The sequence below is a fragment of the Arthrobacter sp. Z1-9 genome (assembly GCF_054792695.1).
Map to the genome: position 1 here is coordinate 3,709,287 of NZ_CP096456.1, position 16,512 is coordinate 3,725,798.

Here is a 16,512-nt window from a genome sequence, read left to right on the forward strand (position 1 = left end):
AAAGACTGCCCCCAACTCACACCTTGAAGTACTTCGCCTCCGGGTGGTGGAACACGAACGCGTCGGTGGACTGTTCGGGGTGCAGCATCAGCTCGTCGCTGAGGATCACGCCCATCCGCTCGGGCTTCAGCAGCTCCGTCACCTTCCGGCGGTCCTCCATGTCCGGGCACGCCGGGTAGCCGAGGGAGAACCGGGCACCGCGGTAGTCGAGCTTGAAATACCCTGCCGTGTCCTTCGGCTCCTCAGCCCCGAACCCCAGCTCCTTGCGGATCCGCGCGTGCCAGAACTCCGCAAGCGCCTCGGTGAGCTGCATGACCAGGCCGTTGAGCTCGTAGTAGTCGCGGTACTGGTTGGCGGCGAACATCTTGGACGTGAACTCTTCGATCTTCGAGCCGGCGGTCACCAGCTGGACCGGCAGCACGTCGATTTGTCCCGACTCGCGCGACTTCACAAAGTCGGCCAGGCACAGGTGCCGGTCGCGGCGCTGGCGCGGGAAATCGAAGCGCAGCCGGTCGGTGCCGATCGGACCGCCTGAACCACCATCCGGGGCGAGGAGACCCGCGGCGCCCAGGACGCCGTCGTGATCCTCCCCGTGGTGGAGCACCACCACCTGTCCCCCTTCGGAGACCACCGGGAAGTAGCCGTAGGCGACGGACGCGTCGAGCATTCCCTCGGCGAGGATCCGGTCCAGCCAGTACCGCAGGCGTGGCCGGCCCTCAAGTTCCACCAGTTCCTCGTAGGAGGCGCCGTCCTCGCCGCGGCCGGGCTTGAGCCCCCACTGCCCCATGAACGTGGCGCGCTCGTCGAGCAAGGCAGCGTAGTCGTGGAGAGCAACGCCGCGCACGATGCGCGTGCCCCAGAACGGCGGCGCGGGCACGGGGTTGTCGGTTGCGACGTCGGAACGGCCAGGCATCGCCTCCGGCTCGGTCACCGTGAACTTCGCGCCGCCCTTGTGGATGCGCTTCTTCAGCGGCGGCAGGCCGACGTCGTCCGGTGACTCGCCGCGGGCAACACGCACCAGCGGTTCCATGAGGGCGAGCCCCTCGAAGGCGTCCTTGGCGTACCGGACCACGCCATCAAACTGCTCCGCCAGGTCCTGCTCCACGTAGGCGCGGGTCAGGGCAGCGCCGCCGAGGATGATGGGCCACTTCTTCGCCAGCCCGCGGGACTGCAGCTCGGCGAGGTTCTCCTTCATCACCACGGTGGACTTCACCAGCAGCCCGGACATGCCGATCACGTCGGCGTTGTGCTCCTCGGCCGCGGCCATGATCTCGGCGATCCCCTGCTTGATGCCGATGTTGATGACCTTGTAGCCGTTGTTGGTGAGGATGATGTCCACCAAGTTCTTGCCGATGTCGTGCACGTCGCCGCGCACGGTGGCGATCACCATGGTGCCCTTGCCCGAGGAATCCGACTTCTCCATGTGCGGCTCGAGCAGCGCGACGGCGTTCTTCATCACCTCGGCGGACTGCAGCACGAACGGCAGCTGCATCTCGCCGGCACCGAAGCGCTCGCCCACCACCTTCATGCCTTCGAGCAGGTGGTCGTTGATGATGCCGAGCGGGGTCATGCCCTCGCTGCGGGCGAGGTCCAGGTCCGCTTCGAGGCCCTTGCCTTCGCCGTCGATGATGCGCCGTTCCAGGCGCGCACCGGTGGGCAGGGCCGCGAGTTCCGCGGCGCGCTGGTCCTTGAGTGCTGCGGTGTCGACGCCGGCGAACATGTCCAGCATGATGGCCAGGGGGTCGTACGTGGTGTTGCCGTCGGCGTCGTATTCGCGGCGGTCCCAGACGAGGTCCAGGGCCACCTTGCGCTGTTCCTCGGGCAGTGAGGCGAGCGGCACGATCTTGGCGGCGTCGATGATGCCGCTGGTCAGGCCGGCCTGCACGGCCTCGTGCAGGAACACGGAGTTCAGGACGACGCGCGCTGCCGGGTTCAGGCCGAAGGACACGTTGGAGACGCCGAGCGTGGTGTTGATGCCGGGGTACTTCGCGGTGATCTGGCGGATGGCCTCGATGGTTTCGATGCCGTCCCGGCGGGTCTCCTCCTGGCCGGTGGCGACGGGGAAGGTCAGGCAGTCGACGATGATGTCCTCGACGCGCATCCCCCATTCGCCCACCAGGGCGTCGACGAGGCGCGAGGCGATGGCCACCTTGCCCTCGGTGGTGCGTGCCTGGCCCTCTTCGTTAATGGTCAGGGCGATCACGGCGGTGCCGTGTTCCTTCACTAGCGGCATGATGCGCGCGAAGCGGCTGTCCGGGCCGTCGCCGTCCTCGTAGTTGACGGAGTTGACCACCGGGCGGCCGCCGATGAGTTCGAGACCTGCCTGCAGCACGGGCGGTTCGGTGGAGTCGATGACGAGCGGGAGGGTGGAGGCCGACGCGAAACGTGAGACGACCTCCTTGATGTCGGCCACGCCGTCACGCCCCACGTAGTCGATGCAGACGTCCAGCAGGTGCGCGCCGACGCGGACCTGCTCGCGGGCGATGTCCACGCAGTCGTCCCAACGCTCTTCAAGCATGGCCTGGCGGAACGCCTTCGAACCGTTGGCGTTGGTGCGCTCACCGATGGCGAGGTAGGCGGAATCCTGGTCGAACGGCACGTGGTGGTAGAGGGAGGCGATGCCTGCTTCCCGCTCGGTGGGGGTGCGGGCGGGCTGTGTCTTGCCATCCCCGGTGGTGGCCACGGCTTTGTTGCGGAAGGGCGCAAGGCGTTCGACGACGGCGGCCATGTGCTCCGGCGTCGTACCGCAGCAGCCGCCCACCAGGCCCAGGCCGAATTCGCGCACGAACTGCTCGTGCGCGGTGGCGAGTTCGGTGGGTGAGAGCGGGTAGTGCGCGCCGTTGGGGCCAAGGACGGGGAGGCCGGCGTTGGGCATGCAGGCGATGGCGACGGAGGACTGCTTGGAGAGGTGGCGCAGGTGCTCGCTCATCTCGTCCGGTCCGGTGGCGCAGTTCAGGCCGATGGCGTCGACGCCGAGCGGCTCGAGGGCGGTGAGCGCGGCGCCGATTTCGGAGCCCATGAGCATGGTGCCGGTGGTCTCGACGGTCACCTCGACGAAGATGGGGAGCCGGATGCCGCGGGTGACGATGGCCTGCTTGCAGCCGTTGACGGCGGCTTTGGTCTGCAGGAGGTCCTGGCTGGTTTCGATGAGGAACGCGTCAGCGCCGCCGTCGATGAGGCCCTCGGCCTGCAGGGCGAAGGTCTGCTTGAGGTAGTCATAGGTGGTGTGGCCGAGGCTGGGGAGTTTGGTGCCGGGGCCCATGGAGCCGAGGACCCAGCGCATGCGGCCGTCTGTTTTTTCTGCCGCTTCTGCACGGTCGCGGGCGATCTCGGCGCCCTTGCGGGCGAGCTCTTCGATCCGGTCGTCGATGCCGTAGTCGGAGAGGTTGGACCAGTTGGCGCCGAAGGTGTTGGTTTCGACGGCGTCGATGCCCGTGGCGAAATAGGCGTCGTGGATGTCGGCGAGGACATCAGGGCGCGTGTCGTTGAGGATCTCGTTGCAGCCTTCGAGGCCCTGGAAGTCTTCCTCGAGCGATAGGTCGCGGCCCTGCAGCATGGTACCCATCGCGCCGTCGGCAATGACGACCCGGTGGTTCACGGCATCCAGCAGCTCCTGCGCACGGGCAGGGCGGGGCACGGACTCAATATCAAGCGCAAAACGAGGCATCTAAACAGGTTAAGGGCGACACGCCGAAACATTGCTTCCTGTGTCCGTGTACTACGTCGGGGGTCCGCTTTCACTGTCCTCAGCGATCGACACGATCCGGGCCAAGGATGGCCGTGACCGTCGGCTCAGATGGCGTAATGGGGGGTGCTGACGGCTGCCGCCGTCAGTTGGCGGAGCCCGCCTGCTGCTGTGTGATGGCCACATCCTCAGGAGCCTCAGGCTGAAGTTCCGCTTTCTCGATGTCCTTGGGGCTCTGTCGTCGCGCCTCGATTCCCTGGGCTACGTGCAGGATCGTATCTTCGACAGTTTCCCCGATGGCTTTGGGGACTGAAGCTACCCCTTCGGCGACGGCAGCGGCGGAGTTCACCACGACACCCCCAGCTTTTTGGCCAAGGCGGATCACGGATTCGTGCCAGTGCGTACGCTCGATCGACGCTGGCTCCGGCATATCGAAGGACGAGCTAAAGACCCGCAATAGTCGCTGCATCTCCTCAGCGGCAGTGTAAAGCTTTGGCATTTCCAGGGGGTTCGTAATGCGGGTAAAGCTATCGACATCCACAGCTTTTGAAATAGCGTCTGACAAGTTTTGGATTGCCGTGCTAGTGGCGGTCATGCGCTGCTCGCGCGCCTTGGCGATATGCCGGTCATGAGCCGGGGAGTCTGACCCATCCTGCACACTTCGGACAGCCTCAAGGGCGTCCATGCGAACCATGTTTGTCAGAGCCACGGCTGCAATGACCAGCCAGTGCTTCAGCTCCCCCCTTGCAGCAGTCTCAGCGTTATTGACTCGCTTGCCGAAGTTTTTGACGGTAAGACTGTCGGCAATGGTATTCAGGTGGTTCAGGGCGACGGCGTGAGCCTGGGCAAGAGCCGCCGCCTGCCCCGACACCTGGTCCCAGAGAGCATCGTTCAGCCGCCCCGTCTCCTCGAAGTATCCAAATGCCTTGTCTAGGACGTGGGTCGTGCCCTGTACGCTGCCGAGCGCTTCGTCACGGTTATCCCGGACAATTGTGTCCAGCTTCGCGTCCACAGCCTGAACAAGCGTATCGAGGTCTTTGAGGGCCACACGGATCGCCAAAGTCGCGGCCATGAGCTGCACGTTCGCGGCCGCGGCAGGGTTGACTGGAGAAGAGCTCACCAGTTCGATGATCGTGTCAATCCTCCCATCTGACTGTCGTAGCACCCCGCTGACAATCCCGAGCTTTTCCTCGGTGGAACCGACGAGTTCCAGGAATCGAGCGTAGGACTCGGGAGTCATGTGGAAGGAGTTGCCCGGGATATTTGCCGACATTGCCATCGCAACCGCCCCAGCCAGGCCGGCGAGGAGATCAGCCACCCCTGACCCCAAGTTGGCACGGTCCTCTGGCTTGACATCCAACTTCCGGAAAAGCTCCGCAATGGCTGACGGATCGCCCGCCACCAAGGCATTCTTGCCGTCAACATACAGGGAAAGCTCGTGGTCGTTGTCACTCATTTGAACATCTTCACACATCCTTCCGCCGCAGCACGGCGAAGCGATCTCGGACTCTACATAACCCATCGATCACCCACCTAGCCACCCTCGCCAATACAATGCAATGGCAAGTACGTGCGTGATCGATTGAACGCTGCACGGCAATGGGGGCGCCGACGGCGTGATCGGCTAAAGTCAGCGCACCCACTGCCCGCGGCACAGAAAGTGGGAACAGTGGCCGGCAACAACAACGCCAACTTGGTGTGGAGCATCGCGAATATTCTGCGGGGCACCTACAAACCGGCCCAGTACGGCTCAGTGGTCCTCCCCTTCACCATCCTCCGCCGCCTCGACGGCGTCCTCGAGAAAACCAAGGACGCCGTCCTGCAGGAGGCTGAGGCAAAGAAGGATCTGAACATTCCGCTCGACACCTTCCTGCAGAAGGCCTCGGGCCACAGCTTCTTCAACACCTCCAAGTTCAACTTCGCCAAGCTCCTGGACGATCCCACAAACATCAAGGCGAACATCCTCAATTACGTTCAAGGCTTCTCGGAGAACACCCGCGACATCTTCGAGCGCTTCGAGTTTTACAAGACGCTCGAGAAGCTGGACGGCTCGGACCTGCTCTACCACGTCACAAAGGACTTCGCGGCGATCGACCTCCACCCGGAGACCATCAGCAACATCGAGATGGGCCTCATGTTCGAGGAGCTCATCCGCCGCTTCGCCGAAGCTTCCAACGAGACCGCCGGTGAGCACTTCACACCGCGCGAGGTCATCCAGCTCATGGTCCAGCTCCTGCTGAATTACGACGACGACGTCCTCACCAAAGAGGGCATCGTCCGGTCCATCTATGACCCCACCGCCGGAACTGGCGGCATGCTCACGGTCGCCCAGGAACACCTGCACGCACTGAACCCGAGCGCCTCGCTCGTCGCCTACGGGCAGGAAATCAACGACGAGTCCTACGCCATCTGCAAGTCGGACCTGCTGATCAAGGGCCAGGACATCTCCAAGATCTCCGTTGGTGACACCCTCGCCAATGATCAGAACATCGGCCAGCAGTTCGACTTCATGCTCTCCAACCCGCCTTTCGGTGTGGAGTGGAAAAAGATCCAGCCGCAGGTCCAGAAGGAGCACGAGCTCCACGGCTTCGAGGGCCGGTTCGGCCCGGGCCTGCCCCGCGTCAGCGACGGCTCGCTGCTGTTCCTGCTGCACCTGGTCCGCAAGATGCGCCCCGCGCACGACGGCGGCTCCCGCATCGGCATCGTCCTCAACGGCTCGCCACTTTTCACCGGCGGCGCCGGCTCAGGCGAGTCCGAGATCCGCAAGTACCTGATCGAGAACGATCTCGTAGAGGCCATCATCGCGCTGCCCACGGACATGTTTTACAACACCGGCATCGCCACCTACATCTGGATCCTCTCGAACAGCAAGAAACAGAAGCACCCGGAGCGCATCGGCAAGATCCAGCTCATCAACGGGGTCGATTTTTTCCAGAAAATGCGCAAGAGCCTCGGTTCAAAGCGCAAGGAACTCGGCGCCAAGGACATCGCGAGCATCGTCAACCTCTATGGTGAATTCGAGGACAACGGCGAAACCTCCAAGATCTTCAACAACCAGGACTTCGGCTACTCCACCATCACGGTGGAACGGCCGCTAAAACTCAACTTCGCCTGTTCCCCCGAGCGTATTGACGCGGTGCTGGCGCAGAAGCCGATTGAAAAGCTGTCCGACGACGACCGGCAGCTTCTGGAGAAGGCTCTCACCCGAGTGGGTGAAGGCGATGACAAGCTCTGGAAGAACCGCGAAACGTTCCTCAAGGTCCTCAAGCCAACGCTGGCAAGTAATGACCTAAAGCTTGGTGCTCCTGTTCTCAAAGTTATTCTGGCCGCTCTTTCCGAACGTGACGAGACCGCCGACGTCTGTAACGGCCCGAAAGGAGTGCCCGAACCCGACGTGGATCTCCGCGACGCCGAGAACGTGCCGCTGGGCGAGGACATCCAGACCTACTTCGAACGCGAGGTCCTCCCCCACATCCCCGACGCCTGGATCGACGAAACCAAGACCAAGGTCGGCTACGAGATTCCGTTTACCCGGCACTTTTACAAGTACGTCACACCTCGTGCGCTGGACGAAATCGACGCCGACCTCAACAAGCTGATCTCCGAAATCACGAAGCTCCTAGCCGAGGTCGAGAAGTGACCAAGCTGAAGCCGTACGACGGATACCAGGAGTCCGGTATTGAGTGGGTAGGACCTATTCCGGCGGGGTGGGAAACCCGTCCTCTGTTCGCAGTAGCTCGGGAGAATACCGCGTCGAACAAGGCTGGCGCCGAGTCGAATCTTTTGTCCCTCAGTTATGGGCGAATTGTGCGCAAAAATATTGCGGGCAATCACGGACTCTTGCCGGCGTCCTTCGACACGTACCAAGTTATTCGCCACAATGACATCGTTCTTAGACTTACTGACCTTCAGAACGATAAGCGAAGCCTGCGCTCCGCAATTTCGCCCGAACGAGGCATCATCACCTCGGCGTACCTTGCAGTTACTCCCACGAAAATTCGTCCCAAGTTCCTCAGCTATTTGCTACGGGCCTACGACCTTCAGAAAGTGTTCTACTCGATGGGCGGCGGCCTGCGGCAGTCGATGAAGTTCTCCGACATGAAGTGGCTCCCGGTCATCCTTCCGCCCGAGTCCACCCAACGGGAAGTCATCGCTTATCTCGACCGCGAAACGGCGCAGGTCGATGAGCTGATAAGCAAGCAGGAGCGGCTCATCGAACTGCTCGCCGAGAAGCGCCAGGCCATCATCACCCACGCAGTGACCAAAGGTCTCGACTCTACCGTCCCGACCAGACCCTCCGGCATCGCTTGGCAGGGGTCTGTTCCCGAGCACTGGACAGTGCAACCGCTCAAGAATCTGATGCGAATGCAGACTGGCGTTACGCTCGGCAAGGATTTCTCCGAGATCGAGACCGAGACGTACGCGTACCTGCGAGTGGCTAACGTCCAAATTGGTTACGTAGACCTGAACGATGTCAAAGAAATCGACCTACCGTCAGAGATCGCGGCCTCTTCTATGCTGCGGCAGGGCGATGTGCTCATGACCGAGGGCGGCGATCGAGACAAGCTCGCCCGCGGGTGCATCTGGCATGGATCAATCAGCCCGTGTGTTCACCAGAACCACATCTTCGCGGTTCGCACCGGTCCTCATCTACTCAACAGTTTCTTGGTCCTGGTGTTGGACGCAGACCCCGCGCGCACTTATTTTTACCTGACGGGAAAACAGTCGACCAACCTCGCATCCACTAACTCGACCACCGTCAAAAACTTCAGGTTCGGTGTCCCGCCGATCAGCGAGCAGCTTCGAATTGTCGAGCACCTGAAGAGCGAAACGCTCCGGATGGACGAGCTCTCGGAGAAAGCCCACGCGGTCATCTCGACGCTCAAGGAGCGTCGAGCCGCCCTTATTTCCGCTGCCGTGACTGGCAAGGTAGACGTCGGGAGCAGCTAGATGGACGGACAGTCCATAGCCAACCTGATTACCGCCCTGGGTGTCGTTGCGTCGATCGTCCTCGGAGCCCTGAACATGCGCAGCCAGCAGAAGCTGGCCCAAGCAGCAGCTGATCGCGCCGAAGCCGCCGGCCGAGTCAGTGCCGACAATACGGAGAAGGTAATTTCTGCGCTAGAGAAAATGGCCGAAACCGCAGAGATTCTTGTCAAGCAGCCACGCAGCGGCGTTCTTCCTCCCGCGCCTGCCAAACGAGCCAGATGGCGACTCGAGCACTTCAAGGGCGACACGTACCAGCTGACCAATATTGGCAACGCTACTGCAGCGAACTTCGAAATCGGCGCTCACGAGTCCCTTATTTTCCGAGGACCGGAGTCGCCCATCGTTCTGCGTCCAGACGAGGCTGCTACTTTCCTTGCTGCGGCCTCCCTGGCCACGCATGACAAGACGATTACCGTCCGATGGAATGCGGAGGATGGAACAACGACGGACTGGAAATACCCGCTGCCTCCGAAGCCTTAGTCCAAGGAGCATAGTTCGATTGCCAACAGATCATGTGTGACAGCATCATTCGCACAACAGCTTAGAAGACAACCGAAGGACGAACATTCGGCTCACTAGAGAATGTTCCCTTCGTTTTCATCGCAGTTCAGGGGGGAAAGTGTATGGCGCAGCATAATGAAGTGACCTTCGAGGATGAGATCTGTCAGGCCCTCGTCGCCGAGGGATGGATTTACGAACCACACCGTAAGGCCGCCGATCTCTACGACGCCGGCAGGGCCCTGGTCCCCGAGGACGTTTTCGCATGGCTCGCGGATACCCAGCCGGAGCAGCTGGCCAAGGTTGTGAAACCGACTGACTCTCCCGCGGAGCACGAGGTCGCCAGGATCCTGCTTCTGGACCGGCTGTGCAAGGTCCTGGACAAGACCGCGGCCAAGGAAGCCGGCATGCTCGCGGTGCTGCGCACCGGCTTCAAGGACGTCGCCGCGAAGTTCGAGATGTGCCAGTTCAAGCCGGCCATGGGCCTGAACCCGGAGACGCTGGACCGCTACCAAAAGGTGCGTCTGCGCGTCATACGGCAGGTCCACTACTCCACTGTGGACACCCTGAAGAGCATCGATCTGGTCTTGTTCGTCAACGGCCTGCCGGTGGCGACCATAGAGCTTAAGACGGACTTCACACAGACCATCAATGACGCCGTCGAGCAGTACCGCAAAGACCGGCTGCCGCGGAACGCCAGGAACAAGGACGAGCCGCTCCTGTCTTTCGGGCGCCGCGCCCTGGTGCACTTCGCCGTCAGCAACGACGAAATCCAGATGACCACCGAGCTCAAGGGCAAGGACACCTATTTCCTGCCCTTCAACCTTGGCCATGACGGCCAAGCCGGTAACCCGGTTAACCCCAAGGGTTCAGCCACCAGCTACCTCTGGGAACAGGTCCTGCAGCGCGACACCTGGCTGAACATCATCGGCAAGTTCCTTCACCTGCAGGTCAGCGACAAGACCAACCCGGTTACCGGCGAGCGGGAAGTCCGTAAATCCCTGCTGTTCCCCCGCTACCACCAGTGGGATGTGGTCAACAAGCTCGTCGACACGGCCCGCGCCGAAGGTCCCGGCCACCGCTACCTGGTCCAGCACTCCGCTGGGTCCGGTAAAACCAACTCGATAGCCTGGACCGCTCATCAGCTCAGCTCGCTGCACGGGGCCGACAACCAGAAGATTTTCGACACCGTCATCGTCGTGACGGACCGGACAGTCCTGGACGCCCAGCTGCAGGACGCGATCTACCAGATCGAGCACAAGTCGGGCGTCGTGGTTCCGATCCGGGGCAACGCCGGCTCGAAGTCCGCCGAACTTACCGCCGCTCTGGCGGCACGGACACCGATCATCATCGTCACCATCCAGACCTTCCCGTTCGCACTGAAGGCCATCGCCGAATCCCAGGCCCTGAATGGCCGGAACTTCGCCATCATTGCGGATGAGGCGCACTCCTCGCAGACCGGTTCCACTGCGAACAAGCTCAAGAAAGTCCTCTCCGCCGAAGAACTGGCGGACGTGAACGACGGCGGCGAGTTCGACGTAGAAAGCTATCTGGCAGCCGAAATGGCTGAGCGCGCCGATGCCAAGAACATCAGTTACTTCGCCTTCACCGCCACCCCCAAGGCCAAGACGCTTGAACTGTTCGGACGCAAGGGCCCGGACGGGCTGCCGCAACCATTCCATCTGTACTCCATGCAGCAGGCCATCGAGGAGCGCTTCATCCTCGATGTGCTGCAGAACTACACCAGCTACAAAGTGGCGTACCGGCTCACCCACGAGGGCCGGGACTATGAGTCAGACGACGCCCAGGTGGAGAAATCCGAAGCGCTGAAATCCCTGATGAACTGGGTGAAGCTGCATCCGTACAACATCAGCCAAAAAGTCCAAGTGATCGTTGAGCATTTCCGCGCGAACGTCGGCTGGCGGCTGGACGGCAAGGCCAAGGCGATGGTGGTCACCGGCTCCCGCAAGGAAGCCGTCCGGTACAAGCTCGCCATCGACAAATACATTCTCGACGCCGGCTATTCGGGTTTGGGCACGATGGTCGCCTTCTCTGGCGAAGTGAACGACAACGAATCCGGACCTGAAGCGTTTACCGAGCTCAACATGAACCCCGGGCTCAAGGGGCGCACACTTCCCGAGGCGTTCTCCACCGACGAGTACAAAATCATGCTGGTGGCCAACAAGTTCCAGACCGGCTTCGACCAGCCGCTGCTCGTGGCCATGTACGTGGACAAGAAGCTTTCCGGTGTCTCCGCCGTGCAGACGCTCTCCCGGCTGAACCGCACGGCCGTGGGCAAGGACCAGACGTTTGTGCTGGATTTCGTCAACGACCCGGATGAAATCCTGGCGTCCTTCCAGCCATACTTCCGCGAGGCCGCCCTAGAGGGCGTTTCCGATCCGAACGTGGTGCACGATCTGCAGGCCAAGCTCGATGCCGCCCAGGTTTACCTGGAGTCAGAGGTTGACGGGCTGGTGAAGTCCTATGTCCTCGAGGAAGGCAACAACGCGCTCTCCGGCTGGGTGGCTCCGGCGAAATCGCGCTTCAACACCCGATACAACGCCGCGGTCGCGGAGGGCAACAAGGCCGCCCAGGACGAGCTGGACCTGTTCCGGAAGGATCTCGGCTCGTTTGTCCGCGCCTATGATTTCCTCTCCCAGATCGTCGACTTCGCTGATACGGACCTGGAGAAGCGCTCGATCTACTACAAACATCTCCTTCCGGTGCTCCGCGTGAACGACGCGAAGGTGGCACTGGACCTCTCCGGGGTGGTGCTCGCCAAATACGCGCTCAAGGACAAGGGACAGGCCCAGCTGCAGCTCTCCGGCGAGGATGCGCTTTTGAAACCGCCCACAGAGGTGGGCACCGGACAGGCGAAGGACCCGGTTCTCGCGACGTGGGAGGAGATCATCCAGCAGGCAAACCTTCCATTCGAAGGCGAGGAACTGGACGCTGTAACCCACTTTGTCGAGGGAGTGCGCAGGGAGCTAGTGAAGAACGAGACGCTTCAGAAACAGGCGCAGAACAACTCACGGAACCACTTCGGCAGCAGCCCGCATCTGGTAAAGGCCGTCACGGACGCGGTCTCGAACTCGATGGACAGCCACTACAACCTGAGCCTCCAGGCGCTCGGCGACAAGACAAAGATGCACGCGCTCCTGAAAATGCTTAGTGAATTGGTCTACGAGGAATTGCAGGGGTCCAAGACACCCTGAAAGCCCTCCCACTACCGGCAAAGGTGATCGTCTTGAACGGAAGGAAAGCTCTTTAGCGGGAGAAGTGGTCTGCAGGAGGTCCTGGCTGGTTTCGATGAGGAAGGCGTCCGCGCCGCCGTCGATGAGGCCCTCGGCCTGCAGGGCGAAGGTCTGCTTGAGGCAGTCGTAGGTGGTGTGGGCGAGGCCGGGGAGCGTGGTGACGGGCCCCATGGAGCCGAGGACCCAGCGCATGCGGCCGTCTGTTTTTTCTGCCGCTTCGGCGCGTTCGCGGGCGATCGATCCGGTCGTGCGACGCGTAGTCGGCGAGGTTGGACCAGTTAGCGCCAAGGTGTTGGTTTCCACAGTGACGCTGCCCACGGCGAAGCTGTTAGTCGAACGCGGTATCAAGCTAAAGGAAGCAAACGACAACGCAACAGCTATAGGAGGCCTGTTCCCCTTACCAAACCCGGCGGTGGCTCCATGAGTGGTACGCCGCTTAGCAGCTATCGAAGCGGGACGCCTGGACCAACGCAACGAGAGGTGCCATGAGCGAGGTCGGATCCGCAGTTGACGATACCTCCCTGCTGGCCTTGGTCGAATGACCCATTGGCCCGATCTGTTTCCTGATTGATGACAGGAGACCCGTCGCTGAGTCGCAAATTCGGCTTTTAGCTGAAGGAGCGATTTTATTGGACGCACCCCACGACAATATAAGCAATATCAATGCGGAGAATGTGGTGTTCGATGACTAGGTACTCTCAGTTTAAACAAACGGTCCGGCGATACGCCCCATCGGTCTTACTGCCTGCGGTTGCCGCACGTACCTCACAAATTGCTGGCCAGGCGCTATTGACGGGATCTCTCACCACGTCCGGACTTAAGACAACTGTTGCTTACAGCGCAGTAGCCCGCCTCAGCCTGCTCTTCGGCAATGAATATCGTTACAACCTTCCGGATGCCGATGGTCTAGAAAAACTGGTGGATCTCTTTTGGGAAGCCTCAGATCCAGTAGATGCTGGCGATTATGATGTCTGGGCGCTGGTGGAAGCATTCATGTACGAGCAATTCAGATACCAGTATCCAGTGAGCGACGAGCTGACGCGCAGTTACCTGATGCTATGCGAGACGGAAGTTGAGGAAGCCCTCTCGCAACCCGATCCTTTGGCCTGGACCGAGCTCTTGGGCGCTTCGATCCAAGAAGCATTCAGTGCCTCATTTATGTTCTACGTCAGCGCTCTCCACGGCGGAGGACTCGTTGACCCCACGTTCCTAGAAGCAGACGGTTACAAGAAGTTCGAGTCATCAGTGCCAAGAACATCGGCCCAAAATGTACTTCGCACTCTGACCGCCACAATCGATGAGGCTAAAAAAGATTGGTCCGAGGCCTCCAGCAGGGCTGAGATACCGCTTGCATTGGAACGCTTCGCTTACAGCCCTCTTTCTAAGACACCAATAATCGATTTAGGTACTCTGGGACAAATAGCACCTCAACCTGACTTCATCATCAGGGCAATGCATCCCGAAAACTTGTATTACCGAGGGATGAGAAAATGGGCCGATAAGGATTTTGGTAAAGCCTATGGGGCTCGAGTTGAGGCGTACACGGGTCTCCAGCTTAAGCACACCGGTAAACTCCACGTGGAGCCAGAGTTCACATATCCTACATCTTCAGGTGACGCCCGGTCCTCAGACTGGTTCGTTATTACCCCTACTGCAACAATACTAATAGAATGTAAATCGGCACGCATGGCATTAGCTGCGAAGACTGGAGCTGAACCCTTTCCCAAGGTCTTCGAAGAGCACCTAGTTAAGGCATACAAGCAACTGAACCGAAATGCTGGTGAAATTACCGAAAAAAACCTTCACTTTGCGCATATCCCGAGTGATCGACCGATCATAGGATTGATAGTCACGGCAGAGCCCCTATATCGTGCCAACGACCCGAGTATTGTTCAAAAATTTCCGAAGCCGAAGATCCCGATCCTCACGCTGTCCCTTCGAGATATCGAAAATGTCGCTACTCTGGAACCAGACGAAGTGGGACGCGCGCTTATGATAGTCGCGAATGACACCTCGAGCCCAAGCTGGAACGTTTCTCAGGCGATTCTGGATGCGATCGGTTTGAAATCGTTTCCCACTAATAGCCTAATTTCAGATACCTTCGAAAAGGTCTTCCTGCCGATATCTGACTCCGATTAGCCTGCGGCCAAAGGTAAGTGATTCGGTTTCCATGCGAGCAGCTCGTGAGATCCCCGCGCTAGTCAGCTCGACTCCGGGAGCAGTAGATCGTTCTGCCGATTCGAACGTTGACCGGAAGGACTTCCTATGGGTCGAGATCAGACAGACCCTCTTCCGCAGCAAGGTCTCCTGATCCCGGAAGGCCGACCCGGGGCCGCCGGCGCCATGCGGAATCTGAGGCCCCTCTTTTGAGTTTTTACTCATCGTTGAGCAGCGTGGGACGCCGTTTGGGTCCAGCTCTGTGCCAGACTTCAGCGTCTCCGGCACGGCTGGAAAACTATGGCGAGCTACGGTTGTTGCTGTTTATAGGGTCAGGTTAAGCAGATAGATAGCCGCTTCAGCTCCATCCTGTGTGGGGAAATAATCCCAGGTGATTAAGCGAGTAGCATGCATGCTCATAGTTCCTTGAGGCCCAGTCCAGATAGAGTAAACGAATGATGAGTGTGGCCAAGGCATGAAGGTACTACTGGATGCCAACATCGTTATTGCCATTGAAGGCGACACTAACCGGCAGCACGTTAATTCCGTACTCGCTGCCTCATTGCATCGTTTAATTCTTGCTGCGGATGGTACGCCCTGCATCATCGAGAATGTTCGCGACGATTTCGTCCGCACGACTGACACGGAGCTTCGGGCTAGACGGCTCCGGGAAATATCGAAATATTTAGCCCTAGCCCGCCTGAGTATTGGACGTGTTTTCGCCGAGAAGGCTGGTTACAGGTGGCCCTTGGCGCCCAATGACAAGGTTGACGCAGCCCATCTGCTTGCCGTTGATCGCAATGCTGTGACGTGGCTGGTTACCGAAGATCGAGGCATCCACCGCAGGGCCCAGAATCTCGGACTGGCAGACAGGGTAATGTTTCTGGCTGACGCTGTTGTCAGTCTCAAGGCTCTCATCTTCGAGCCCATCGAACACTATGCGGTCGAGAGCGTGAGTCCCCACCAACTCGACCTGTCCGATCCAATTTTTGATTCCTTGCGAGTCGGCTACCCGGGCTTTGATGCCTGGTGGCAAAGCAAAGTGGTGGCTGAAAATCGACATTGTCTCGTTTTGGGCTCAACGGAACGGGTTTCAGGCTTTGCGGTTCTGAAGACTGATTCGCCAGATGTCGGCGGTCTGCCCGGCCGAGTCTTAAAGATTTGCACATTCAAAATTTCAGATACTGCCATCGGCGCCAAACGCGGTGAGCTCCTGCTTGGAGCCGTCATCGAACATGCGCGGTCTAACGCCTACAACTCGTGCTTCGTCGAGGTTCAGGAGCACCACGGTCCATTGATTGCGCTTCTGCGAGAGTTCGGTTTCTACGCGCTCGGTGAGAAGTCTCCTGGTGAGCAGGTGTTCGGGAAGATTCTCACGCCCCACTTAGACGTTGAAACATGTGACCATCCGCTTGAATACAATCGGAAGTACGGGCCAGGTGCGATGCTAGTTAGGCGGGCATATCTCATACCCGTTATACCGATCTGGCATGAAATGCTGTTCCCGGCAACGAGTCCTCAACCTAGCCTTTTTGACCAGACCTACGGCAACGCCGTGCGCAAGGTCTACCTCTGCCACTCAAACATCAACAAATTGTCGCCTGGTGACGCCCTCTTCTTCCTCAGGACTCATTCTAAACAGGCGATTCACGCCGTGGGGGTGTTGGAAGCGACGCTTCGGACCAGTGATGTTGATCAGGTAGTAGCTTTCGCTGGCACACGGACAGTATTCTCCCGCGCTGAAATCGAAGGCATGTGTGACCGGCCCGTCTTGGCGATCCGGTTCCGTCTGAATGCCATACTGGAGAGGCCTCATAGTGTGGGCGAGCTCCAGGAACTAGGTGTACTCAAGAGGTCGCCGCAGTCCATAGCCGAATTGAGAAGCGAGAGGGGGAAGCAGTGGGCCCGTGCCGTCGTGGAAGAGTAGCT

8 protein-coding genes and 1 pseudogene are annotated in these 16,512 nt (G+C 60.0%); 6 read left to right on the forward strand and 3 right to left on the reverse strand.

The window, feature by feature from the left end; all coding sequences use genetic code 11:
- Positions 1–16: 16 nt before the first annotated feature.
- On the reverse strand, positions 17–3,667 hold the full coding sequence (gene metH, locus M1D93_RS17255; RefSeq protein WP_461172678.1) for a methionine synthase: 3,651 nt from the start codon (positions 3,665–3,667) through the stop codon (positions 17–19).
- Between the two features lie 163 nt (positions 3,668–3,830).
- Positions 3,831–5,141, reverse strand: a complete 1,311-nt coding sequence (locus M1D93_RS17260; RefSeq protein ID WP_461172679.1) for a hypothetical protein — start codon at positions 5,139–5,141, stop codon at positions 3,831–3,833.
- A gap of 213 nt (positions 5,142–5,354) precedes the next feature.
- Here M1D93_RS17260 and M1D93_RS17265 point away from each other — a divergent pair, with 213 nt between their 5' ends.
- The 4 genes from M1D93_RS17265 (at position 5,355) to M1D93_RS17280 (ending at position 12,387) form a co-directional block, all read left to right on the forward strand.
- Positions 5,355–7,325 (forward strand): type I restriction-modification system subunit M, encoded by a 1,971-nt coding sequence (locus M1D93_RS17265; RefSeq protein WP_461172680.1) that lies wholly within the window; start codon positions 5,355–5,357, stop codon positions 7,323–7,325.
- Complete coding sequence (locus tag M1D93_RS17270) at positions 7,322–8,635, forward strand: restriction endonuclease subunit S (protein WP_461172681.1); 1,314 nt, start codon at positions 7,322–7,324, stop codon at positions 8,633–8,635. The genes M1D93_RS17265 and M1D93_RS17270 overlap by 4 nt, the downstream gene beginning before the upstream one ends.
- Positions 8,636–9,154, forward strand: coding sequence for a hypothetical protein (locus M1D93_RS17275; protein WP_461172682.1), 519 nt, complete (start codon positions 8,636–8,638; stop codon positions 9,152–9,154).
- A gap of 143 nt (positions 9,155–9,297) precedes the next feature.
- The gene (locus tag M1D93_RS17280; RefSeq protein ID WP_461172683.1) at positions 9,298–12,387 is read left to right on the forward strand and encodes a type I restriction endonuclease subunit R; all 3,090 of its coding nucleotides are present in this window, start codon (positions 9,298–9,300) and stop codon (positions 12,385–12,387) included.
- Between the two features lie 117 nt (positions 12,388–12,504).
- Here the strand turns inward: M1D93_RS17280 and M1D93_RS17285 are convergent.
- Positions 12,505–13,065: pseudogene (locus M1D93_RS17285) on the reverse strand (homocysteine S-methyltransferase family protein); the annotation flags it as partial.
- 45 nt (positions 13,066–13,110) lie between these two features.
- On the opposite strand from M1D93_RS17285, the gene M1D93_RS17290 reads away from it, so the two are divergent.
- A complete protein-coding gene (locus M1D93_RS17290) occupies positions 13,111–14,565 on the forward strand; it encodes a hypothetical protein (RefSeq protein WP_461172684.1) in 1,455 nt (484 codons plus the stop codon).
- A 493-nt stretch (positions 14,566–15,058) separates the two neighbouring features.
- Positions 15,059–16,510: a GNAT family N-acetyltransferase gene (locus M1D93_RS17295; RefSeq protein WP_461172685.1), complete on the forward strand. Its 1,452-nt coding sequence runs from the start codon at positions 15,059–15,061 to the stop codon at positions 16,508–16,510.
- The last annotated feature ends 2 nt before the right edge of the window (positions 16,511–16,512 follow it).